This window comes from Sphingomonas sp. PL20, from assembly GCF_017875905.1.
GTDB classification, from domain to species: Bacteria; Pseudomonadota; Alphaproteobacteria; order Sphingomonadales; family Sphingomonadaceae; genus Sphingomonas; species Sphingomonas echinoides.
This window is the reverse complement of record NZ_JAGINH010000002.1, coordinates 2,854,306-2,878,172: the sequence shown is the minus strand read 5'-3', so window position 1 is coordinate 2,878,172 and position 23,867 is coordinate 2,854,306. Positions and strand designations below refer to the sequence as shown.

The 23,867-nt window shown below is 65.3% G+C and carries 21 protein-coding genes; 7 read left to right on the top strand and 14 right to left on the bottom strand.

Features of this window, described 5'->3' with window-relative positions; genetic code table 11:
- The first annotated feature begins 86 nt into the window (after positions 1–86).
- The gene (locus tag H4W01_RS13525; protein ID WP_209611622.1) at positions 87–1,016 is read left to right on the top strand and encodes a 2OG-Fe(II) oxygenase; all 930 of its coding nucleotides are present in this window, start codon (positions 87–89) and stop codon (positions 1,014–1,016) included.
- 135 nt (positions 1,017–1,151) lie between these two features.
- Here the strand turns inward: H4W01_RS13525 and H4W01_RS13520 are convergent, their stop codons facing one another.
- Entirely contained in the window at positions 1,152–2,324 is a 1,173-nt protein-coding gene (locus H4W01_RS13520; protein WP_209611620.1) for an acetyl-CoA C-acetyltransferase, read from the bottom strand.
- Between the two features lie 29 nt (positions 2,325–2,353).
- Entirely contained in the window at positions 2,354–3,433 is a 1,080-nt protein-coding gene (locus tag H4W01_RS13515; RefSeq protein ID WP_435804102.1) for an alpha/beta fold hydrolase, read from the bottom strand.
- A 19-nt stretch (positions 3,434–3,452) separates the two neighbouring features.
- Between H4W01_RS13515 and phaR the strand changes: the two genes are divergently transcribed.
- Entirely contained in the window at positions 3,453–4,010 is a 558-nt protein-coding gene (gene phaR / locus H4W01_RS13510) for a polyhydroxyalkanoate synthesis repressor PhaR (RefSeq protein ID WP_010404121.1), read from the top strand.
- An 8-nt stretch (positions 4,011–4,018) separates the two neighbouring features.
- Positions 4,019–4,198 carry a hypothetical protein gene (locus H4W01_RS13505; protein WP_209613536.1) on the top strand — a complete coding sequence of 60 codons (180 nt, stop codon included), beginning with the start codon at positions 4,019–4,021 and terminating at the stop codon, positions 4,196–4,198.
- Positions 4,199–4,217: 19 nt separating this feature from the next.
- On the opposite strand, the gene H4W01_RS13500 is transcribed toward H4W01_RS13505, so the two are convergent.
- From H4W01_RS13500 to H4W01_RS13465, 8 genes are all read right to left on the bottom strand, one after another.
- Entirely contained in the window at positions 4,218–5,369 is a 1,152-nt protein-coding gene (locus H4W01_RS13500) for an aspartyl protease family protein (protein WP_209611616.1), read from the bottom strand.
- A 40-nt stretch (positions 5,370–5,409) separates the two neighbouring features.
- Positions 5,410–6,939: a CpaF family protein gene (locus H4W01_RS13495; protein WP_209611614.1), complete on the bottom strand. Its 1,530-nt coding sequence runs from the start codon at positions 6,937–6,939 to the stop codon at positions 5,410–5,412.
- An 84-nt stretch (positions 6,940–7,023) separates the two neighbouring features.
- The gene (locus tag H4W01_RS13490; protein WP_209611612.1) at positions 7,024–8,547 is read right to left on the bottom strand and encodes a glycosyltransferase family 39 protein; all 1,524 of its coding nucleotides are present in this window, start codon (positions 8,545–8,547) and stop codon (positions 7,024–7,026) included.
- Positions 8,548–8,603: 56 nt separating this feature from the next.
- A complete protein-coding gene (locus tag H4W01_RS13485) occupies positions 8,604–8,855 on the bottom strand; it encodes an ATP synthase F1 subunit epsilon (protein ID WP_010404117.1) in 252 nt (83 codons plus the stop codon).
- A gap of 156 nt (positions 8,856–9,011) precedes the next feature.
- Complete coding sequence (gene atpD, locus H4W01_RS13480; protein WP_209611610.1) at positions 9,012–10,481, bottom strand: F0F1 ATP synthase subunit beta; 1,470 nt, start codon at positions 10,479–10,481, stop codon at positions 9,012–9,014.
- Between the two features lie 19 nt (positions 10,482–10,500).
- The gene (locus H4W01_RS13475) at positions 10,501–11,382 is read right to left on the bottom strand and encodes a F0F1 ATP synthase subunit gamma (protein ID WP_033966729.1); all 882 of its coding nucleotides are present in this window, start codon (positions 11,380–11,382) and stop codon (positions 10,501–10,503) included.
- A gap of 145 nt (positions 11,383–11,527) precedes the next feature.
- Positions 11,528–13,057: a F0F1 ATP synthase subunit alpha gene (gene atpA, locus H4W01_RS13470; RefSeq protein WP_010404112.1), complete on the bottom strand. Its 1,530-nt coding sequence runs from the start codon at positions 13,055–13,057 to the stop codon at positions 11,528–11,530.
- Positions 13,058–13,060: 3 nt separating this feature from the next.
- On the bottom strand, positions 13,061–13,615 hold the full coding sequence (locus H4W01_RS13465; RefSeq protein ID WP_209611608.1) for a F0F1 ATP synthase subunit delta: 555 nt from the start codon (positions 13,613–13,615) through the stop codon (positions 13,061–13,063).
- A 243-nt stretch (positions 13,616–13,858) separates the two neighbouring features.
- Here H4W01_RS13465 and H4W01_RS13460 point away from each other — a divergent pair, with 243 nt between their 5' ends.
- The 4 genes from H4W01_RS13460 (at position 13,859) to H4W01_RS13445 (ending at position 17,965) form a co-directional block, all read left to right on the top strand.
- Positions 13,859–15,640: a methyl-accepting chemotaxis protein gene (locus tag H4W01_RS13460; RefSeq protein WP_010404108.1), complete on the top strand. Its 1,782-nt coding sequence runs from the start codon at positions 13,859–13,861 to the stop codon at positions 15,638–15,640.
- Positions 15,641–15,710: 70 nt separating this feature from the next.
- Positions 15,711–16,388 (top strand): dienelactone hydrolase family protein, encoded by a 678-nt coding sequence (locus H4W01_RS13455; protein WP_209611606.1) that lies wholly within the window; start codon positions 15,711–15,713, stop codon positions 16,386–16,388.
- 63 nt (positions 16,389–16,451) lie between these two features.
- Positions 16,452–17,489 (top strand): bifunctional DNA-binding transcriptional regulator/O6-methylguanine-DNA methyltransferase Ada, encoded by a 1,038-nt coding sequence (ada, locus tag H4W01_RS13450; protein ID WP_209611603.1) that lies wholly within the window; start codon positions 16,452–16,454, stop codon positions 17,487–17,489.
- Complete coding sequence (locus tag H4W01_RS13445) at positions 17,486–17,965, top strand: DUF1203 domain-containing protein (protein WP_209611601.1); 480 nt, start codon at positions 17,486–17,488, stop codon at positions 17,963–17,965. Before ada ends, H4W01_RS13445 begins: the two co-directional genes overlap by 4 nt.
- Here H4W01_RS13445 and H4W01_RS13440 read toward each other — a convergent pair.
- The 4 genes from H4W01_RS13440 to H4W01_RS13425 form a co-directional block, all read right to left on the bottom strand.
- Positions 17,954–19,552: a S1C family serine protease gene (locus H4W01_RS13440; protein ID WP_209611599.1), complete on the bottom strand. Its 1,599-nt coding sequence runs from the start codon at positions 19,550–19,552 to the stop codon at positions 17,954–17,956. The two genes, H4W01_RS13445 and H4W01_RS13440, sit on opposite strands and share 12 nt — an antisense overlap.
- Before the next feature lie 112 nt (positions 19,553–19,664).
- Positions 19,665–20,969, bottom strand: coding sequence for an OmpP1/FadL family transporter (locus H4W01_RS13435; protein WP_209611597.1), 1,305 nt, complete (start codon positions 20,967–20,969; stop codon positions 19,665–19,667).
- Positions 20,970–21,013: 44 nt separating this feature from the next.
- Entirely contained in the window at positions 21,014–21,424 is a 411-nt protein-coding gene (locus tag H4W01_RS13430) for a DUF2147 domain-containing protein (RefSeq protein WP_010404097.1), read from the bottom strand.
- A 240-nt stretch (positions 21,425–21,664) separates the two neighbouring features.
- Complete coding sequence (locus H4W01_RS13425) at positions 21,665–23,833, bottom strand: primosomal protein N' (protein WP_209613368.1); 2,169 nt, start codon at positions 23,831–23,833, stop codon at positions 21,665–21,667.
- Positions 23,834–23,867 lie beyond the last annotated feature (34 nt).

The following is a 23,867-nucleotide window of genomic DNA, read 5'->3' as shown; positions in this document are numbered from 1 at the left end:
TCTGAAGGTCAAAAAGACAAAAAAAGGGGTCGGCACGCAGGTGTCGGCTCCTTTTTCTTTTCGTCAGAGCATTCCATGATCTTTTCATGATAGACCGTGACACGCCTTCTTTCCCCGGCTGGATGGCCGATCTCGAGCGGGCCGCTAATCGGGGCGATGGCAACGCCCACTTGCAAATGGGGCGTATTTTCCTGGCCGGGCGGGACATGCCTCGCGATTTGCCGCGATCTCGTTCTCATTTTGCCAGCGCAGCGTCGCTTGGCAATCGTGCTGCGATCGAGGTCAACCGCGCCTTTGTCGCTAACGGTACGGGCGGCACGCCAGACTGGTTGAAGGCCGTACGCCTGCTGGAGGAGGACAACGATGACCTTGATGCTGTGGAGCAACTCAGCTTGATCTCCGCGATGCATCTGGACGAGCGCGGCTATCCGATCGCTGTTCCCGTGGGAGGGGAACTGAACAATGCGCCGCGTATCGTCTCGTTTCGTAATTTCGTGACCGATGCGGAGGCTGAGTTTCTTGCTGGGCGTGCTGCGCCACGCTTTCAGCCCGCGCTCGTTGTACATCCCGTCACTCGACTGCAGGTGCCTGACCCGATCCGCACTTCGGATATTGCCGCCTTTCCGCTCGCCTTGGAACAGCCCGCGATCCACGCCATCAATTTACGAATCGCTTCTGCGACCGGCACGAACGTGCGCGCGGGGGAACCGCTTACCATCCTCCGCTATCGTCCGGGTCAGCAATATCGGCCCCATCTTGATACACTGCCGGGGGAGCGTAACCAGCGCGTCGCAACAATGCTGATCTATCTGAATGATGGGTATAGCGGAGGTGAGACCTATTTTCCGAAGCTGGATCTGAAAGTGTCCGCTCGCAAGGGGGATGCCTTGCTCTTCGTTAACGTTCGCGACGATGGTCAACCCGACCCGTTGACTTTGCACGAGGGCGTTCGTGTTTCTGCGGGCGAAAAGCTAGTGGCGTCGCGCTGGATCCGGCGCGAACCAATCGTTTTGTAAGCCCTGCGAACAGACTTTTGTGGTACGATGCCCAAACTGCGTCGCGGACGTCCTGCGCTCGGCCGTGTACAGCCGGGGGCAGGAGTCCGCGACGCCTCGTCACGCGACGCCGTTAAACAGGCGATCTCCGCTACCTCACCGCTCCACACACAGCGCAATCCCCATGCCGCCGCCAATACACAGTGTTGCCAAGCCCTTGGTCACATCGCGCTTGGCCATCTCGTACAGCAACGTCGTCAGAATGCGCGCGCCCGAGGCACCGATCGGGTGGCCGATAGCGATCGCGCCGCCATTCACGTTGACCCGGTCGGCATCCCATTCGAGCTCCTTGCCGACCGACAGCGCCTGCGCCGCAAATGCCTCGTTGGCCTCGATCAAGTCGAGATCCGCGATGCTCCACCCGGCTTTTTGCAGGGCGCGCCGAGTCGCGGGGACCGGGCCGATCCCCATGATCGACGGATCGACCCCGGCCGATGCCCAGCTCGCGATGCGCGCCAGGATCGGCGATCCGCGGCGTTCGGCTTCGGCGCGGCTCATCAGCACCAGCGCCGCCGCTCCGTCGTTGAGACCAGAGGCGTTGGCTGCAGTAACCGAGCCATCCTTTTTGAAGGCAGGCCGCAGGCCCGACACGCTTTCCACCGTCACACCGGCGCGGATATATTCGTCGTCGGCGACGATCGTCTCGCCCTTGCGGCCCTTGATGGTGACCGGCACGATCTCATCGCGGAAGCGCCCGGACGACCGCGCCGCGTCGGCAAGGTTTTGCGATCGCACGGCAAAGTTGTCCTGCGCGGCGCGCGTGATCTGATATTGCTCGGCCAGATTCTCGGCGGTGATGCCCATGTGATAGCTGTTGAAGGCATCGGTCAGCCCATCCTTGACCATCGTGTCGATCAAGCTGAGGTCGCCCATTTTCTGTCCGGCGCGCAGCAATTGGGCATGGGCGCTCATCGACATCGATTCCTGTCCACCGGCAACGACGATGGTCGAATCCCCCGTGGCGATCGCCTGTGCCGCCAGCGCGACCGCGCGCAGCCCCGAGCCGCACACCTGATTGACGCCCCAGGCCGGGATTTCCTTGGGCACGCCTGCCGCCATCGACGCTTGCCGCGCCGGGTTCTGGCCCTGTGCGGCGGTCAGCACCTGGCCCAGAATGACTTCGGACACGTCCGCACCCGCAACGCCTGCCTGCGCGAGTGCTGCCTCGATCGCGATCCGTCCGAGTTCGTGCGCGGGCGTTGCGGCAAACGCACCAAGGAAGCTGCCGACCGGGGTACGCTTGGCGGCGGTGATGACGATGTCCTGCATGGGGTCTCTCCGGAAATCTGTGTCGCGGCCTATCTAGGGGGCGGAAGCGCCTTTAACCAGTCCAAGAGTGGTTCCCACAGTTGGGCCCGCGCGCCGCGCCCGACGATCATCCCGACATGGCCCGCCCCCAAATCGCGGCGGTCGGGCAAGTCTGCGGCGCTTGCCGCCGGAACGATGCGGTCGTTGAGCGACACGAACTCGATCGCCGGGCAGGACAGCGCCGACGGGGCGAGCGTCACCCCGTCGATGCGCCACGCACCGGTGCCGGGCCTGTCTGCTGCGATCAAGTCTTCGAAAATTTGGGCCCCGGTCGCAAAGGGCAGGGGGGCACCGCCATTGGCCCAATCTTCCAGCGCGATGAAGTTGAGCGCGGCGTCGCTATCCGGTTCCAAAGCGGCAAAGGCTTCATATTTCGCGATCGTGCGCGCCGGGTCCAGCCGCCAGAAACCCGCTTGCAAGACCTCTATCGGCACGAGCCCGAGCGTGTCGCAGGCAGGCTTGGCCGAGGCCCACAAGGCTGCCATTTCCGCACGCGCGGGGGCACCGTACCCCGTAAAGTGCCAGGGCGATGCGATCAGCGCCACGCCCGCCACCTCGGCCAGACAGGCCGCGGCCAGCGCCATCGTTCCGCCAAGGCAATATCCAACCAAGACCGGCGGCACCGCAAATTTGGCGATCAGCGGGAGCAGCACGCGGCGGATATGGGCGTCCACGTCCATATTGCGCGCTTTGGGCTCCGGCGTTCCCCAATCGAGCAGGAACGGGCGATGGCCCTGGCTGGCGAGCCAGCGCAACAGCGAACTTTCGGGGCGCAGATCGAGGATGTGCGGCGGGTTGATGAGCGATGGGATGACGATCACCGCCCGCCCGGTGGCACCCTTTGCCCCATAGTCCCGCAGCCGCGCTTTGCCTTTGCGGAAACGGGCGGGCATCGGTTTGCGCGGTTTTGCGCGCGGCGCATCCTGATAGGCGCGCAGTCCCGCTAGCGCCGCTGCGGTTCGCTCCGGCGATTCCGCCGTCTGATCGCGCAAGATATCGAGGAACAAAGGCAGTGGACGCGGGCCGTGTTGCGGTGCGGCAATAAATGATGGTAGGACTTGCGCAACCACAGGCGGGGAGCCTCTCTTCATGAAGAAGACCGTTCCGGGCGATGGCCCGGTGATCATTAAAAAATACGCGAACCGCCGTCTCTATAATACCGAGACATCCTCTTACATCACGCTCGAGCACCTTGCAGCGATGACGCGCGACGGGCGGGATTTCAAGGTGGTGGATGCAAAGTCCGAAGAGGACATTACGCACAACATTCTGACCCAGATCATCATGGAAGAGGAACAGCGCGGGCAAACGATGCTGCCAGTGCCGTTTCTGCGCCAATTGATCGCGATGTATGGCGATTCCATGCAGGCGATGGTGCCGGGCTATCTCGAAGCGTCGATGGACAGTTTCCGCCGCAATCAGCAGCAGTTCAAATCGGCGGTCGAGGGTGCGTTCGCCAATTCGCCTTTCGCGGAATTGGCCAAGCAGAATATGGCGATGTTCGAGGCGGCGACGGCGGCGTTCAAGCCCGGCGTGGCCGCTGGTCTGGCTCCGGCCGCCAGTGCCGCGAGCAAGGATGACGAGATCGCCGCGCTGAAGGCCGAGCTTGGCCGCCTGCACGAAAAGATCGAAAAGCTCGGCGACTGAGCGACGCGGTGCTTTGGTGGGTGGCGGCAGCGGGCGCGATGGTTGTCGCGGCGCTGGCCGGGTTGGGCGACTGGCGACACCGGACGCGGCGCGACCTCGACAAGGTTGGATGGATCAATTGGCCGAGCGTGCAAATGGCGGCGGTCATCGCGGCGGTCGTGTGCGCGATCATGGCGGCGCATCGATGAGGATCGGGCGCGACCGGACTCAATAAAAGGCGCGCAAGGTCAAGGTTCGGGTCACGCCAGTGCAGGTCGCCAGCCGCACGCTGCGCCCGGCGGTATCGACCGGCCAATGCAAGGTGCCCTCGGCGCTGACCGGAAGCCCGTCCACTGCACAAATCTGTTCGCCGGCTTGCCAGCCGTCAGCCTCGGCCGGGCCGCCGCGCATGACATGCAGCACCGTCAATCGATCGTCGTCGCGGCGCAGAATAAGGCCGCTGGTTGAACGCAGCGGCGGCGTGTCCACGGATGAATCCGGGAGCAACACCATTCGCCCGGCATGGGGATCAAGCAAGACGCGATAGTGGCGCAGGAAGCCCGATCCGATCCGTCCGTTCATGCCGATCGTGGCGGTGTAGCCTCCCGATGGCTCGATCCGCATTTCGACGGTACGTGCCGGTGCCGTGCCGCTGCGCACGCCCGGCACAATCGCAAGATCGACAATCGCCGCACCGCCGACGCCATAGCTGATGGTCGAACTGGTCGGACGGTGCTGCTCGGCCAGTGCGGACCACGCTCCCCGGGTCACGGTGATGGCGCTGCCATCCCCGGTGTCGATTGCCATGCGCGACAGGTGGTGGGTGCCGACAAGAAGATCGGTCACATAGCTCGACCATTCCCCGCCAATCCGCAGCGGCACGATGCTCCCGGCGAAGGGGAGACTGCCCGATGGGAGCAAGCGGAAGCGCTGTGCGGCATAATCGATGTCGAGCGCATAATGCGCGATCATGTCGCTGCCGACCAACAGGTCGATCGCCGCTTGGCCCGTCGTTGCGGGCGGCAGGGGTGCCGTCATCAGGCGGGGATTGTGCACGGTATGCGCGGCGACGGTGACGCTCGACGGATCCACCCAGCCGCTTGCCACAGTGCCGCCGATCGCAAGCGCGGCATGACCGCCGCGCACGCGCATCCGTGCCGCATCGACGAACCGGCGCGACAGGAGCGAGGTGCTCACCCCCGTATCGAGGATCGCCGCCACGGGGTGGCCATCGACCACCGCCTGGAAGCAAATCTGCTCGGCGGGGGTCAGCGTGAAGGCAACCCAGGGGGCTTCTGCCTCACGGGCACGGGTCGCGCTTGCATGCGGTATGGGCGGCGCATCGGGGGCGGCGGCGCAAAGCAAAAAAAACAGAAACACGAAGCAACGCATCGGTTGCCATCGATACCCGATTTAGCGGTCAGAGGCACGCCTCAAGATACGCCTGGTCGAAGCCGAAGGTGCGCGCCTTTTCCAGCGTGTAGGGGCGCAGGCCCATCGAGCGATATTCGCCGATGATCTTGCCATCGGCGCTTTCGTCGAGATATTCGAACTTGAACAGTTCCTGCGTGACGATCACCGGGCCTTCCATGCCGATCACCTCGGTCACGTTGGTGACGCGGCGCGACCCATCGCGCAGGCGCTTGACCTGGATGATCATCTCGACCGAATCGGCGATCTGGCGGCTGATCGCTTCCTTCGGCACCTTGATGTCGGACATCATCACCATGTTCTCCATACGCGCGAGCGCCTCGCGCGGGGAGTTGGCGTGGAGCGTACACATCGAGCCGTCGTGACCGGTGTTCATGGCCGCCAACATGTCGAAACACTCGGCCCCACGAATTTCGCCGAGGATGATGCGATCCGGGCGCATACGCAGCGCGTTCTTGACGAGATCGCGAATGCTGATTTCGCCCTGGCCCTCGAGATTGGCCGGGCGCGTTTCCAGTGGGAGCCAGTGCGGCTGCTGCAAGCGAAGTTCCGCGGCGTCCTCGATCGTCAGCACGCGCTCGCCCGGGTCGATCATCTTCGACAAAGCGTTGAGCATCGTCGTCTTGCCCGAGCCGGTACCGCCGGAGATGACGACGTTGAAGCGGCATGCCCCGGCGATCTTCAGCGCGGTCGCCATCTTCGGCGACATCGAGCCGAAGCCCGCCATCATGTCGAGCGTGATCGGCTTGGCCGAGAATTTACGAATCGAGATCGCGGTGCCGCGCAGCGACAGCGGCGGGACGATGACGTTGACGCGGCTGCCGTCCTTCAAGCGGGCGTCGGCGAGCGGCGTGGTCTGGTCGACGCGACGGCCGACCGAGTTGCAGATGCGCTGCGCGATCTGGAACAGATGCTCCTCGTCGCGGAACTGGATCTGCGCGAGCTCGAGCTTGCCCTTGCGCTCGACATAGGTCTGCTCGGGGCCATTGACCATGATGTCGGTGATGTTCGGATCGGCGAGCAATTCTTCCAACGGCCCGAGGCCGAGCAGTTCGTCGACCAGCACCTTTTCGAGCGCGAACTGCTCGCGGCGGTTGAGCGTGAGCTTCAGCTCGGCGAGCACTTCGCCGATGATCGGGCGGAATTCCTCGGCAAGCTCATCCTTGTCGAGCGTTGCGGCCGCCTCGGGATCGACGCGTTCGAGCAGGCGGGGGAGGACCTGTTCCTTGATCTTGTGGATCGAGCTTTCGAAGCCCTCGACCTTGGAATTGCCGGCATCGCCCGAAGACGCTTGCCGGTCGGCAAGGCGCTGCATCGCGTCCATTTGCAGGCCGGGCATGTTGCCGCCCGGTTCGGTTTCGCCCGGAAGCGGCGGCAGGGGGAGCGGCGGGAACTGATCGCTGGCGGTCTCCGCCTCAGTCGCGGGGCGGACGCCCGCGCCGTGCATCGGCCGCGCGACGCCGAAGGCTGGCCGGGTGCCCGGTCCGGCTGATCCAGGTCTACGCCCAAATGCACTCATGCCACTCAGTTCCTTGTCGTTCGCCCGGACGCTAGCGCCCAAGCTTTTACAATTGCCTAACCACGGTCGCGCGGTGTGCCGACTTTAACGTCCGACGTTGCGCCGCCAGATGACCAGTTGGTCGCGCCCGCCGGTATAGACCCGGTGGGGCAGGCCAGTTGTCGGATGGTAGTCGCGGGCCAGCGTGGCACCCAGGAGTCGTTCCATCGCCGGGTTGCGGTCGGTCCAGATCGAGTGGGCGATGGTGATGATCGTGCCAGGCCGCCGCGCGAGTGCGTCGCGCAGTGCCTGCGCCTGGTCGACGCCCAGCGCATTCGCCTCGCGCGTCGAACTGAGATGCGCGGTGAAGGCGAAGCGCGTCACCCGGCACGCGTTGCTGAGCTGATAATAAGCAACCGGCCCCTCGTAGATGAACAGGCAGCGCGTCGTCACATCGCGTGGCAGTGCGGCGACGACATTCGCAGCATAAACGCGCTCGATCGCGCCGATTTTGGGCGCGACGACGACCGCGTAAAATAGCGGCCACGCCATCACGGTGGCGAAGAGTGCCTTGCCGAACCGGGGAATGGCGAAGGCATGCGCGATCAACGGGCAGCACGCCAGCACCAGCGGAATCGCATAATGCGGGAAATATCCGCCAATCGCGCCGAAATCGACCAGTCCGAACGCGATCCAGCCGAGGATGAAGAGCGTCTCTTGCCCCCACATCTGGAAGCGCTCGGTGCGGGCCCACAGGCCCAGCAGCGCAACCACCAAGGCGGGCAAAGTGAGGATGACAGAGGTCGCGAGATTGTCGATCGCCGCAGGGTCGGTCGGCCTGCCCTTGGCGATTACTGACAGCACATTGGCTTGCCACCAGGCATCGAAATGGCCGAGCGCCGCATAGGACAGCATTGCCGCCAGCGTAGGCACCGCGGCGGCGAGCACCATCGGTACGGCCAGGCGCGCAATGCGGACGGGATCGCCGGTTTCGCGCCACACTGACCAGATCAGCCAGGCCCCGAAGAACCCGCCTTGAAAGATGGCGTTGGTCTTGATTTGGATGGCGAGGCCGATCAGCGCCATCGCCGCAATGCCGCAGCCCGTGCGCACACGCTCATTGGCTGCGTCGCTGGCGCGCAGGGTCAGCATGGCCGCTGCCATCACCAGCAGGTCATAAAATACCGGCGTCTGGGTGGTGTCGCCCCACAGAATGTTGAGTTGCGCCAGATAGAACATCCCGGCCATCGTCGCGGGCACCCAGCCAACGCGTCGGCGCATGAACAGCGCGATCAGGAAGGCGGTGGCGGCGGCAAAGGCCGTGGCGACCATTTGCGCGGCCAGGAATCCGTCCCCCGGCAAGAGCCGGATCGCGGCAAACAGGACGAAGAGACCGAGCGGCTTGCGGTCCCAAATGTCGACATAGGGCAGTTCCCCATGCCACATCCGGTCACCGATCAGCAGATAGAGCTGCTCATCCAGCCCCGCGATCGGATTGCCGAACAGACCGAAGCGGAGCAGCACCGCAGCGACAATCGTTGCCGCTAGCGCGACCCAGGCCGCACGGACCGACACCGCGCTCGCACGGTGGGGCAGGGGACGGGAGAGTTGGCCAAGGAGCATATCCATGGCCCGCTGTGTCGCAGGGTGTAGTTAATGCCCGGTAAAGGGCGGGGCCGCTCGGCTCAGGCAGCGCGTTCGGCCAGCACGGTCAGGCCGTTGGCATTCACTTCAGCGAAACCGCCCTCGATCGCGATCAATTCGGGTTCGCCCTTTTCGGTGCGATAGACCGACAGCGCGCCGTCGCGGATCGTCGACATGACCGGGGCATGGCCCTCCAGCACGCCGAAATCGCCTTCCGATCCGGGGACGACGACCATGTACACGTCCTCCGAGCGGACGAGCTTTTCAGGCGTGACGAGTTCGAAGTGGAGCATTGTCTTCTTCCTTCCCCCCTCCCGCATGCGGGAGGGGTCGGGGGAGGGGCGTTATGGTTGGAGAAGCGCCTGCTTTCAGGCCCTCCCCCAGCCCCTCCCGCAAGCGGGAGGGGAGTGAGTAGTCCTCTCCCCGCAAGCGGGGAGAGGGAGTTTTATTTACGCTTCCTGCGCCATCTTTTCGGCCTTGGCGATCGCTTCGTCGATGCCGCCGACCATGTAGAAAGCGCTCTCGGGCAGGTGATCATACTCACCGTCGACGACCGCCTTGAACGACTTCACGGTGTCTTCAACCTGGACGAACTTGCCCGGAATGCCGGTGAATACCTCGGCGACGTGGAATGGCTGGCTGAGGAAGCGCTGGATCTTGCGCGCACGGCTGACGATCGACTTATCTTCTTCCGACAGCTCGTCCATGCCCAGAATGGCGATGATGTCCTGCAGCGACTTGTAGCGCTGCAGCGTCTCCTGGACGCGGCGGGCGGTGTCGTAATGCTCCTGGCCGACGATCGCCGGGGTCAGCACGCGGCTGGTCGAGTCGAGCGGATCGACCGCCGGGTAAATGCCCAGCTCCGAAATCGCGCGGTTGAGGTTGGTCGTCGCGTCCAAATGCGCGAACGAGGTGGCCGGTGCCGGATCGGTCAAATCGTCCGCCGGGACGTAGATCGCCTGGACCGAGGTGATCGAGCCCTTGTTGGTCGAGGTGATGCGCTCCTGCAGCGCGCCCATGTCGGTCGACAGCGTCGGTTGATAGCCCACGGCCGACGGGATGCGGCCGAGCAATGCCGACACTTCCGAACCCGCCTGGGTGAAGCGGAAGATGTTGTCGACGAAGAACAGCACGTCCTGGCCTTCGACGTCGCGGAAATATTCGGCGATCGTCAGGCCCGAGAGCGCGACGCGCGCGCGTGCGCCCGGCGGCTCATTCATCTGGCCGAACACGAGCGCGACCTTCGAACCCTCGGGCGTCGGGTTGCCGTCGGCATCCTTGGCGATGACGCCCGCGTCGAGGAATTCGTGATAGAGATCGTTGCCTTCGCGGGTGCGCTCGCCGACGCCGGCGAACACCGAGGTGCCGCCATGGCCCTTGGCGATGTTGTTGATCAATTCCTGAATGAGCACGGTCTTGCCGACGCCGGCACCGCCGAACAGGCCGATCTTGCCGCCCTTCGCATAGGGTGCGAGCAGATCGATGACCTTGATGCCGGTGACGAGAATAGCGCTCTCGGTCGACTGGTCGACGAAGAGGGGAGCCGGTGCGTGGATCGGCATCGTGTCGGTGTGGCCAACGGGGCCGCGCTCGTCGATCGGCTCGCCGATGACGTTGAGGATGCGTCCCAGCGTCTGCGGGCCAACGGGAACGCGGATCTGCGAGCCGGTGTCGGTCACTTCCTGGCCGCGCGTCAGGCCCTCGGTCGAGTCCATCGCGATCGTGCGAACGGTGTTCTCACCGAGATGCTGCGCGACTTCGAGCACCAGGCGGTTGCCGTTGTTCGAGGTTTCGAGCGCGTTCAAAATCGCGGGCAGGCGGTCCTGCTCAAAGGTCACGTCGACGACGGCGCCGATGACCTGGCTGATGCGGCCGACGCTGTTGGTCGTCGGAGCGAGTGTGTCGGGGGCGGTTGCCATGGTTCTTTCCTCGTATCGACTACTTGAGCGCTTCGGCGCCGGAGATGATTTCCACCAACTCGGTGGTGATCGCGGCCTGGCGGCTGCGGTTATACTGGATCGTCAGGCGATTGATCATGTCGCCGGCGTTGCGCGTCGCATTGTCCATCGCGGTCATGCGGCTGCCTTGCTCCGACGCTGCGTTTTCGAGCAGCGCACGGAAGATCTGGATCGCGACGTTGCGCGGCAGCAGATCGGCGAGGATGGTTTCCTCGTCGGGCTCATACTCGACCGCGGCACCGCCATCCGCCACCGGAGCGGCAGTGGTGTCGATCGCGACCGGGATGATCTGGCGGCCAACCGGCTCCTGCACCAGTGCCGACTGGAACTTGGCGTAGAACAGGTGCGCGATGTCGAACTCGCCCGCCTCGAACCGCGCGATGACATCGTCGGCAATCGCGCGCGCATCGGCGAAGGCGACGGTCTTGATGTGGCTCATCTCATGGTCGGCGGCGATCTGCGTCGGGAAGAAGCGCTTGATCACGCGACCCTTCTTGCCTGCCACATAGAATTTCACGGTCTTGCCAGCGGCTTCCAGCTCTTCGGCCTTGCGGCGCGCGGCGCGGACGATGTTCGAGTTGAACGCACCAGCCAGACCCCGCTCGGAGGTGGCGACGATCAGCAGGTGGACCTGATCTTTGCCGGTGCCCGCCAGCAGCTTGGGGCTCGATTCGCTGACCGAAACCTTGGCGGCAAGGCTCGCCATCACCTTTTCGAGCTGCTCGGCATAGGGACGGCCAGCGACCGCCGCCTCCTGCGCCCGGCGCAGTTTCGCGGCGGCGACCATCTTCATCGCCTTGGTGATCTTCTGCGTCGACTTCACCGAGCCGATGCGGATCTTGAGGGCCTTGAGGCTTGCCATTGCTTCCCTTCTTCTCCCTCTCCCCGCTGGCGGGGAGAGGGCCGGGGAGAGGGGTAGTACCGGGTGCTAGCCCCTGATTACTGCCCCTCTCCCGACTTCGCTTCGCTCGTCTGCCCTCTCCCCTGAAGGGGAGAGGGAAAGTTAATTACGCAAACGTCTTCGAGAACGCACCCAGCGCGGTCTTCAGCGCTTCGGTCGTCTCCTTCGAAAGATCGCGCTTGTCGCGAATGTCCTTCAGCAGATCGGCGTGATCGCTGCGCATCGCCGCCAGCATCGCTTGCTCATAGCGGACGACGGCGTTGACCGGAACGGTGTCGAGGAAGCCCTGGGTCCCTGCGAAGATCGACACGGTCTGCTCTTCGAACGGCATGGGCGAGAACTGCGCCTGCTTCAGCAGCTCGGTCAGACGTGCGCCGCGGTTGAGCAGCTTCTGCGTGGAAGCATCGAGATCAGACCCGAACTGCGCGAACGCGGCCATTTCGCGATACTGGGCGAGCTCGAGCTTGATCGAGCCCGACACCTTCTTCATCGCCTTCGTCTGTGCAGCCGAGCCGACGCGGCTGACCGACAGACCGACGTTGATCGCCGGGCGGACGCCCGCGAAGAACAGGTCGGTTTCGAGGAAGATCTGGCCATCGGTGATCGAGATCACGTTGGTCGGGATATAGGCCGACACGTCGCCTGCCTGGGTTTCGATGATCGGCAGTGCGGTGAGCGAGCCGCCGCCATTGGCATCGTTCATCTTCGCTGCACGCTCGAGCAGACGCGAGTGGAGATAGAACACGTCGCCGGGATAGGCTTCGCGGCCCGGCGGGCGGCGCAGCAGCAGCGACATCTGGCGGTACGCAACGGCCTGCTTCGACAAATCGTCATAGACGATGACGGCATGCATGCCGTTGTCGCGGAAATACTCGCCCATCGCGCAGCCGGTATAGGGCGCGAGGAACTGCAGCGGGGCCGGGTCCGACGCGGTTGCGGCGACGACGATCGAATAGTCCATCGCGCCGTTTTCGGTCAGCGTGCGGACGAGCTGCGCCACGGTCGAGCGCTTTTGGCCGACGGCGACATAGATGCAATAGAGCTTCTTGCTCTCGTCATCGCCCTGATGCGCTGCCTTCTGGTTGATGAAGGTGTCGATTGCGACGGCCGACTTGCCGGTCTGGCGATCGCCGATGATCAGCTCGCGCTGGCCACGGCCGACGGGGACGAGCGCGTCGATTGCCTTGAGGCCGGTCTGCACCGGCTCGTTGACGCCCTGGCGCGGGATGATGCCCGGTGCCTTGACTTCGACGCGGCTGCGCTGGTCGGAAACGATCGGGCCCTTGCCGTCGATCGGGTTGCCGAGACCGTCGACAACGCGGCCCAACAGACCCTTGCCGACGGGAACGTCGACGATCGTGCCGGTGCGCTTGACGACATCGCCTTCCTTGATCTGGCTGTCCGAGCCGAAGATCACGACGCCGACATTGTCGGCTTCGAGGTTAAGCGCCATGCCCTGCACGCCGTTCGAGAACTCGACCATTTCGCCCGCCTGGACGTTGTCGAGCCCGAAGATGCGGGCGATGCCGTCACCGACGCTGAGAACCTGGCCGGTTTCCGAAACCTGCGCTTCGGTGCCGAAATTGGCGATCTGGTCCTTGATGACCTTCGAGATTTCTGCGGCGCGGATATCCATGACTTAACCTTTCATCGCGTGCGCGAGAGCATTGAGACGGGTGCGGATCGACGAGTCAATCCGTTGCGAACCGATCTGGACAACCAGACCGCCGAGGAGGGTGGGGTCGACCGCGAGCTCGACCGAGACATCGGTGCCGATGCGGGTGCGCAGCTGCTGCTTCAGCGCGTCGACCTGCTCTTCAGTCAGCGGATGCGCGGAGGTCGCCTCAGCCGTCGTTTCGCCACGATGGCGCGCGGCGAGGTCGCGGAAGGCGCGGATGATCGCGGGCAATTGCGACAAGCGCCGGTTCTCGGCGAGAACGCCGAGGAACTTGGCGGTGGTGTCGTCCACGTCGATCATCTCGGCCGCGGCTGCGACCGCGCGCGCGGCGTCGGCGCGCGAAACGATCGGGCTGCCGATCAACTGCGCGAACTCGCTCGACTGCGCGATCGCGGCGCGAACGCGGCCAAGGCTCGCCTCGACCGCGTCAATGGCTTTGCTGTCACGGGCAAGCTCAAAGAGCGCGGTCGCATAGCGTCCGCTTAAGCTTGCTTGAATACCGCCGGATGTCTCCACGCGATTGGGGTCCTCTTGGGCACGAATGGTGGCCCCATGCAAATAGAGGGCGTTGGGGAATGCGCCTTCAGATGGGTTGGCGGGCGGTTAGCATTGGGTAGGGCGCGATGCAAGTCGTGCGGCAGACGTCGAAAGCGCGGGTGTGGAACCCCGATCCCCAAGCCAGCGCTTTTGTTCGTATTTCACACAAGTGTAACATTGGCTTAACCATCTGTTCGCGCCTTGGCGGCCATAGCGTGATTCATGAACCGCATCGCGCTGCCCCGCTCGCTAACCGTCCTTCGGGGCCGACTAAGCCTGTTGTTTTTGCGCTGGCAAACCGGGCGCGGCAACATCCGCGTTCAGTTGCGCCGGATCGTCTGGGTGTTGCTGGGCATGCAGGCCTTGCTTGCGCTCGCCTTGATCGGGACGACGCTGGCGACCAGCCACGGGGTCCGCACGCTGATCACGGACCGTCTCTATCCGATCGGCGAGTTGCAACGCGTCAATGCCGATTATGCCACGGCCTTGCTGACGGCGCACAAGGTGCGCAGCGGCAATCTGTCGGCTTCGGGCGCAGTGGCGACGATCGAGGCCAATCGCGCCGAGATCGCTTCGAGCTGGGACGCCTTCGTCCATCACAACCTCGATGCGCGCCGCGCGGCGGAAGTGGCGCAGGTCGAGTCGGCGCGGCATGACGCGGACGCGGCGCTCGACAAGCTGCTGGTCCTGCTCCGCGCGGGGCGCACCGATCAGCTCGACTTTTTCGTCAGTGGCGCGCTGTACGCGGCGATCGATCCGTTGACCGGGACGAGCGCGACGCTGATCGCCGATCTCCGTGCCGATGCTCTGCGCGAACGCAGCGCCCTCGAAACGGGGTTCGGCCAAGTCTATATTCTGGTCGCGCTGGTGACGGTGGCTGCGATCCTCGTCGCTTTCTGGGGGATGCGGATGCTCGCCCGCCAGGTCGAGCAGCCGCTCGCCCTGATTGCCGAGGCGACTCGCAGCATCACCCTTGACCGCGCCGACGTGGCTATCCCGGCGCTCGATCGCAGCGACGAGATTGGCGAAATCGCGCGCGCGCTGGCGTTTGCGCGGCAACGCTCCGCCGATGCGCGGCGGCTGAGCGAAGAGGCGCGCCGCACCGCCGACGCGTTGAGCGCGAACGAACGGCGCGAGGATGCCGCCCGGGCGCGTCGCGCGGCGCATCTGGATGCGCTGTTCCGCGTGTTCGAAGGGGAAGCGGGCGCTTCGGTCAGTCAGTTGGTGTCGGCTGGTCCCGCGCTCCGCGAGACGGCAGCGGCGATGGCGGGCGAGGCGGGAACCACCGAAGAACAAGCGATGGCGACCGCCGCGCTGACCGAGCAAAGCGCGACCAACGCGCGCACCATCGCCCATTCGGCGACGGCGCTGGCCGGCGCGATCGACCGCATCAGCCGCGCGGCCAACGAATCGCGCGCAAGCGTGGCAACGGTGCGGGCGCGCACGCTCGAGGGGCGGGATCGCGCCGAATCGCTGGGCGCATTGGTGGTGGAAATCGCCACCGTGCTCGACATGATCACGGCGGTGGCCGGGCAGACCAATCTGCTCGCGCTCAACGCCACGATCGAGGCGGCGCGGGCGGGCGAGGCGGGGCGGGGCTTTGCCGTCGTCGCCGATGAGGTGAAGGGGCTTGCGCGCCAGACCCAGTCCGCCGCCGGCCGGATCGAGGCACGCCTCGCCGCGGTCCGCACCGCCAGCGACACTGTCCTAGCTACGATCGAATCGGTGGATTCGCTCGTGGCGGATCTGGATCAATCCTCGGCCAATGTTGCGGCGGCGGTCGACCAGCAGCGCGGCATGACGCAGGCGATCGCGCTCGCCATTGCCGAGGTCGAGGATGGCACGGCGGACGCCGCCGCCAACATGCAGACGCTGCGCGACCGTGCGCAACGCTCGCGCCACACTGCCGACCATGTCACCCGCACCGCCGAGGATGTGGCGGGCGGCGTCGAACGGCTCCGCACGCAAATCAACCGCTTGATCGCGGATGTGCGCGCGGCCTGACGCGCCGCTTTCGCGCCCCTCGCAATGTTGGTAGCGATTGCGCCGCAGGGGTGTGAGGCGGAGCGATTCTATGACCGGCCAGATGCAAAAGAGGATCATGTCGGATGGTGCGGAGGTCGGCGTCTATCACGCCGAGCCGACCGGGCGACGCAAGGGCGGGCTCGTGCTGGTCCAGGAGATTTTCGGCGTCACCGACCATATCCGCGACCTGTGCGAGGAATATGCCGCCGACGGCTATGAAGTGCTGGCCCCCGCGCTGTTCGACCGCGAACATCCCGGGTTCGAAGCGGACTATACCGGCGAGGGGTTTGCCCGCAGCGTGCAACTCGCGCGTGAGCTGCACCCGTTCGACCTGACGCTTGCCGACGTGCAGACCTGCGTCGATGCGCTGGCCGAGCGCGGGCCGGTATTCGTGGTCGGCTATTGCTATGGTGGATCGGTCGCGTGGTTCGCGGCGACACGCTTGCATAATGTGGCCGCCGCCTCGGCTTATTATGGCAGCCTGATCCCCGATGCGGCGGACGAGGAACCCAAGGTCCCGGTCATCCTGCATTTCGGCCGCCACGACGACCATATCGCGATGGACGGAGTCGAAAAGGTCATCGCCAAGGCGTGGTCCAAGGCGACGGTCTATGTGTATGAGGCAGGCCACGGCTTCAATTCGGATCGCCGCAAGGATTATCACGAGCCAAGCGCCGATCTTGCCAAGGAACGCACGCTGGAATTGTTCGAGGCGAATGGCGGGTGATCGCACGGTTTTGATCGCAAGCCACGGGATGTGGGCGCATCGGGACCATGCGTATATCGTCGCATGACCCAAACCCTTCCCCTTGACCCCGACGCCGCCTGGAAAGCGTTCGAAGCGCGCGACCGCCATTCCGATGGGCGCTTTGTCGGCGCGGTGAAAACCACCGGCATTTATTGCAAGCCAAGCTGCCCGGCGCGGCACCCGAAGCGCGAGAACGTCGTTTTCTACCGCACGCCCGAGGAGGCCCGCGCGGCGGGGTTCCGGGCGTGCCTGCGTTGTGTCCCCGACGCGGTCGGGCGCGACCGGATCGCGGTGGCGCGGGCGGTTGCGCTGATCGAGGGGGCCGAGGAAGTGGTGCCGCTCGAGGATCTCGCGGCGCAGGTTGGCTATGCGCCGCATCATTTCCATCGCCTGTTCAAGCGTGCGACCGGGGTGACCCCGGCGGCCTATGCGCGCGGCCTGATGGCGCAGCGCGCGGCGCGCGCGCTGGCGCATGCCGCCAGCGTGACCGAGGCGATTTACGAGGCCGGCTATTCCGCGCCGAGCCGCTTTTATGATGGCGGGGCCAAGCGGCTGGGCATGACACCGAGCGCGTGGAAACGCGGCGGGGCGGGAGTGACGATCCGCTGGACCGTGGCCGATACCAGTCTCGGCGCGATGCTGGTGGCCGCGACCGACAAGGGGTTGTGCCGCGTCTCGTTTGACGAGGGCGAGGCGGCGTTACGCGCGCGCTTTCCCCACGCCGAAATCGTGCCGGGTGGGGCGGCGCTGGCCGATCTGGCGGCGCAGGTGGTGGCAAGCGTCGAATCGCCCGATCGCGACCGCGACTTGCCGCTCGACGTGCAGGGAACCGCCTTTCAGGAAGCGATCTGGCAGGCGCTGCGCGCGATCCCGCTGGGCGAGACGCGCAGCTACGCCGAACTGGCGGCGGCGGTCGGTAACCCCAAAGCGGTGCGTGCGGCAGGCACGGCGTGCGGAGCCAATCCGGTGTCGATCATCGTGCCGTGCCACCGCGCGCAGCGTACCGACGGGACGCTCGGCGGCTATGCTTATGGGATTGACCGCAAGGTCGCGCTGCGGACGCGGGAGCGGGTGAAATGAGCGGCTTCGTGATTGCGGGCATCGACCCCGCGCCCTTTCGGCACCTTTACGGACAGAGCGATGCGACCCTGGCCGCGGAGGGAGCAATCCGCATGGTGGTGGAGGCCGCTCCCGGGTCGCCGTGTCGCGTGACGCTGGCGGATGCGGCGGTGGGCGAGACCGTGCTGTTGCTCAATTACGAGCATCTGCCGGTCGCTACGCCCTATCGCTCGTGCCACGCGATTTTCGTTCGCGAAGGGGCCGAGACTGCGGCGGTGTTCGTCAACAGCATTCCCGAGCAACTGGCGATTCGCCTGTTGTCGGTGCGTGCGTTCGATGTGGCTGGGATGATGCTGGGCGCGGATGTGATCGACGGCAGCGGGCTCGCCACCGCGATCGATGGGTTCTTCTCGGATCCGCGCGTCGCGTATCTCCACGTCCACAATGCCAAACCCGGCTGCTTTGCCGCCCTGGTGGATCGCGTGTCAGCCGCCTGAGGTCGCCGCACCCGATGCTGGGGTGCAGCGGTAGACGATCTTCTCATTGGGCTGGGCGGGCAGGGCGGTGCGAATCGCGGATTGTTGCGTCGCCAGATTGGCGCGGCCCGCTTCATCGGCGGAGCAGGCCTTGAGCGTCACCTGGCTGCGAATCTTGCGCACGCTGTCCATCTCGGCCGCACCGAGAAAATAGCGAGTGGTGACATAGCTGAGCGTCGCCGGGTCGAATTGCAGCACCGACACGGTTTGCTCCTCGGCCGGAACGAGGATGCGGTCCCACTTGCTGCCATTCTCGGCATATTGGACGCGCCCGTTCATGCAGCCTGCCTTGCCCCAGTCGAGCGTCAGATCGGTGGTGGACGACGAGACGACGCGGCTCCGCTCGGGCACGAAACGGCACTGCAATTTGCCGAGCGGCGCGGTGGAGGACACGGTCGGAGCAAGCGGCACGACCGCCGCTGGGGTTGCGGCAGGAAGCAAGGTGGCACCGGTCGGGCGCAGCACGAACACGACCACCGCGCCAACCATCACCAGACCACCGATCGCCCACGCCCAGATCGCCTTGCGCCGCATCGCTTGCGCATCGAGCAGGCCCCCCGCACCAATCGCCATCGCCCCCAAAACCAGCATCAGGGTGGCGATCCCCATCACGTTCTCGCGCTGCCGGTCGGCTGCGTCGCGGGCGGCGGTGAGCGCCGCCTCGCGCGCCAGCACGGCTTTGCCAGCCGCATCGCGTTTGGCCGCGTCGGCGGCGGCGGAGGCTTGCGCGTCGGCTTCGCGATCGGCCTTGTCGATCTCTGCGATGCTGGTGCAGGGCGTGCCAACCGCCTGGAACGGTTGCTTGGCCTTGGTGAGGAAGGCGGCGAGTTCGCTGTCGGCGATGGCGAAGCCGAAGCTCGAATCGCCCTCTTCCCCCCGCGTGATCGCCGAGTTGACGCCGATCACGCGCCCGCACGGGTCGAGCAACGGCCCGCCCGAATTGCCGCGCGCAATCCCCGCAGTGTGAAGCAACACGTCGGTCCCCGACATCTGGCGGCGTCCGGAGAACACCCCTTCGGTGCGGATCGGCGAGAGCGGATGGATGTAGTCGACCGCCGAACGCGCCGTCGCGAGATCGACATTGCCGGGATAGCCCAGCGCCGTAACCATGCCGCCCTCGGAGATCGGCCCGGTATAAAGCGCGACGGGCGGCAGCGGCGCGCCGGAAAATTCGATCAGCGCGAGATCATGCACCGCGTCGATCGCGATCACCTTGCCCTGATAGCTCTTGCTGCCTTCCGAGGGCACGATGCCGATCACGACATTGCCGGGATAGCGCGTCAGCAGTTCGACCACATGCGCGTTGGTAACGATGCGGTTGGGCGCGACCGCGAAGCCGCTGCCATGGCCAAAGCCAACCACCTCGTCCTCGACGATCGCGATGGTGACGACGCGCACGACTCCGCGCCCGGTCGCGGAGATATCGTCGGCGCGTGCCGGCCCGACCAGCGAGAACAGCAGCGCCGCCGCCGCGAACAGCGCACCGGAGACGCGGCGGAGCGTCAGCGCACACGCGCTGGGCAGGCGGAAAAGGGAGAGTGCGACCATTGCTGCGCTATGTGCCAGCCGCGGTGCCGATAAGACAGGGGGAAAGTGACGCCGATCCCGGTCCTCTTCCCCGATCTGGCGTCGGCGGAAGGGACCGGGGCGTGCGGTTGGACTAGAAGGTCACGCGTCCACCCAGCGACAGAACGATCGCATGGGCATTGCGCAGCAGGCCGTTGGTGAGGATCGGCGTCTGCGCGGCGGTGCCGGCATAGGCTGCGGTCACGCGATCGATCGAGGCGTTGTCGAACTTCACGTAATTGGCACCGGCGTCGATCGTCATGTGGCGGGTCAATTGATAGCTGCCACCCGCCGCATAGGTCCAACGGTCCGAATCGGGCACGCGGGCATCGCGCAGACCGTCCTGCGTCGGCGTAATCGTGCGCTGAAGGCCTGCGCGCAGCGTCGCCTTGGGGCTGACCGCATAATCAAAGCCGCCCGCGACGCTGAAGCTGTCGCGATAGTTTTCGGGCAGCGCGACGTTGAGCGGCGCACCGAGCCGGATCGCGTCGAACTTGCTCCAATTATAGGCAACGGCTTGAGCGTTGAGCGTCAGCGCGTTGGTGGCGCGGAAACGGCCAGCGACGATCACTTGACCCGGGGTGTTGAACTGCGCCTGGACACCCGAAAGCGAGGTGTTCGACCCGGCGAGCGGACCGACCAGCCCGGCAATGCTCAGATTGCCGGTCAAGGTGTGCTTGATGCTCGACTTGTAGCTGATGCCGACGGTGGCGATGTCGTTGTGCAACTGCACGCCTGCGGTCCAGCCGAAATCCCAGCCATGGCCCTTCAGCGTCTGGCTGCCATCGGGCAGCGAGGCGAGCACGTTGGGCAGTGCGTTGCTGAGATAGGCATCGGTATATTCGACATTGAGCGCGCCGCCGACGTTCAGCCAGTCGGTCACCTTCACGCCGATCGAGGGCTGGATGTCGATCGTGCGCAGGCGGGTCTTGTCCGCGCTGTAGCGCGCCCAGCTATTGGCATCGTAATCGGTGGTGAAGCTGAACGGCGAGGTCACCGCCACGCCAACCGCGATGCGATCGGTGATCGGATAAGCGAACGCGCCGCTTGGCAGCACGCCATTGCTGATCGGGTCGCGCGACACGCCGTTGCCGCCCACCGGCACGAATGACTGGCCCGGACGGCGAATCAGCGTGCCATTGTCGATCACATCGCCCTTGGGCAGGATCGCGGTGGCGCTGATCGCGGCGCTTGGGTCGGTGATGCCGGCGATCGCCGCCGGGTTCCACCACAAGGAGGCCGGGCCACGATCGGCCGCTTCCCCCGAAAAGGCGCGACCCGCGCCAATGGCGGACTGCGCCTCCAGATAAAAGGCATCGGCATGCGCGATGCCTTGGAACCCAAAAGCGGAGACGAGCGCGGTCGCGCCCAGCAGCGGGGCTTTGATACGAAACGACATTGAAAATTCCTGAGAATGGTGGGGGGTAAAAAGAAGGCGCAGCTTTAGCGTGCGCGAGTCCAGGTCTGGGTTTTGCACAGCGGGAAGAAGACGCAGCCGCGCAGCTTCAGCTGGTCCGGGCCGACGGGGGTGATCTTGCCGCTATAGGTCTTGCCGTCTTCGGCATTGTACACTTGGCCATCGCTCCACACGCCGCCTGCCTCGGGCTTGAAACCGCTCAGCATCAACAGGCCCTGAATGGGGCGCGACCGCAACTTTTCGTTGGCGTTCTTCGCGTCCTTCAACGCGGGATTGCTGCGGATCATGTCGGAGGTGAGGATCTTGCCGCAGATCGAGTCGCCGCAGCGTGTGATCTCGACGATGGCATTGTGGGTTTCGGTCTTCCACCGTCCGAGGACGGTATCGGTGGCGACGGGGGCACCGGCTAACAGCGCACCGATAATCAACAGCGACATGCTTCACTCTCCAACGCCCGCGACCAGGCGAAATGTGTCTTTAGCGCCGTATGCTTACGGTCGTTGGCTGCACGTCCAGGCGTCTGACCTGGTATCATTCCGTCTGGGTAACATTTACGTAAACGGAAGGCTGGCAGCGCGTCGTGGCATAGAAGCGCGGCGGGGCAAGTCAAGCCATGTTGCGGTGGATTCGGCAAAAATCCGCCCAATTGAGCACGGTAGCCAAATCGTGCGGATGCTTCAGACGAAGCTGTACGGGTCCACATCGACCACGACACGCACCTTGCTCGGCCAATCGAGCGCGCCGAGCCAGTCGCGGATGATGTCCTGCACGTCGAGCGCGCGCTTGGCGTGGACGAGCAGACGGAAACGGTGCCGGCCGCGCAGCATCGCCAGCGGGGCGGGGGCGGGGCCGTACACTTCCATCGCCTCATGATGCGGCGCGCTGCGGCCGATCAGCCGCGCGGTTTCGAGCGCGGCCTTCTGGTCCTCGCTCGACACGATGATCCCGGCGAAGCGGCCAAAGGGAGGCGCGCCCGCCTCGCGGCGATGCTCGGTCTCGGCGGCATAAAAGGCCTCGGCGTCGCCCGATACCAGTGCCTGCATCACGCTCGCTTTGGGGCTGTGCGTCTGGATGTAGACATGGCCGGGCTTGGCCCCGCGCCCCGCGCGCCCGGCGACCTGGCAGATTTGTTGGAAGGTGCGTTCGCTCGCGCGCAAATCGCCGCCGTCGAGGCCGAGATCGGCGTCGATCACGCCGACCAGCGTCAGATTGGGGAAGTGATAGCCCTTGGTAACCAATTGTGTACCAACGATAATGTCGATGTCATGCGCCTCCATCCGCGCGACGAATTCGGCGGCCTTGGCGGGCGACCAGATCGTGTCGGAGGTGATGACGGCGGTGCGCGCCTCGGGGAACAGCGCCTTCACTTCATCGGCGATGCGTTCGACGCCGGGGCCGACGGGGACGAGGCTGTCCTCGCTCTGGCATTCGGGGCAGACGGTCGGAACCGGCTCGGTATGGCCGCAATGGTGGCAGGCCAAGCGATGGACGAGACGATGCTCGACCATCCAGGCGGTGCAATTGGGGCATTGGAAGCGGTGGCCGCAGGTGCGGCACAAGGTCAGCGGGGCATAGCCGCGGCGGTTGAGGAACAGCAAGGATTGTTCATGGCGTTCCAGTGCCTTACGCATCGCCACGACCAAGCGGGGGGCGATCCAGTGGCCGCGTTCGGGCGGTTCGGCGATGAGGTCGATCGCTTCGATGGCGGGCATTTCGGCGGCGCCCCAGCGGCCGGGCAGTTTCACCTCGGCATAGCGGCCGAGCGCGACTTGCTGGCGCGTTTCGATCGCGGGGGTGGCGGATGCGAGGATGACCGGGATCTGTTCAAATTTTGCCCGCATGACCGCGACATCGCGGGCGTGATAATGCACGCCTTCTTCCTGTTTGAAGCTGGTTTCATGCGCTTCGTCGATCACGATCAGGCCGAGATTGGCATAAGGCAGGAAGAGCGAGGAGCGCGCGCCGACGGTGACCAGCGCTTGCCCGCTGGAGATGGCGCGCCAGGCGCGGCGGCGCTGCGATTGGCGCAATCCCGAGTGCCACGCGACCGGTTTTGAGCCAAAACGGGCCGCAAAACGGGTCAAAAAAGGCTCGGTTAGTGCGATTTCGGGCAGCAAAACGAGCGTTTGGCGCCGTTCGCGCACGGCGGCGGCCACCGCTTCGAAATAGACTTCGGTTTTGCCCGAGCCCGTGACGCCATCGAGCAAAGTCGGCGCGAACGCGCGGGCGGTGACGCTGTCGACCAGGGTCGCCGCAGCGGCGCGCTGGTCGGGCGACAAAGCGGGCGCGGCGAAATCGGGATCGGGCAGCGCGAACGGGCTGTCGATATCGACCTCGACCGCCTCCAGCGCGCCGACCTTGGCGAGCCCGCGAATGACCGCGTCGGAGACATTGCCGATCGCGGCCAGTTCGCGGATCAGACCCTGGTGGTTGCCGATCTGTTCGAGCGCCTGTTCGCGCTGTGGGGTCATGCGGTCGGGCACCAGCCCGGTCGCGCGATATTCGGTGACGGTCTTCGCGCCCTCCAGCGCCGAACTGGAGGCGAGCGCCATCCGCGCCACGGCGGCGGGGGGCGCGAGATAATAATCGGCGGTCCACTCGATCAGCCGTCGCAATGGCGCGGCTAGCGGCGCGGCCGGCAACACGCCGACGAGGTTGCGCAAGCGATTGTCGCCGACCTCGGCATCGGACGGCATCCGTTCGGGCTCCCACACCACGCCGATCAACTGGCGCGGGCCGAGCGGGGCGACGACGATCGAGCCTGGCTCGACCTGCATTCCGTGCGGCACGCGGTAATCGAGCGGGCCGAGCGCGGAATTCATGACGAGGACGCGGGCGCGGGACATGGGGAGCATATGGCGGGTTGCAGGCGTGCGGCAA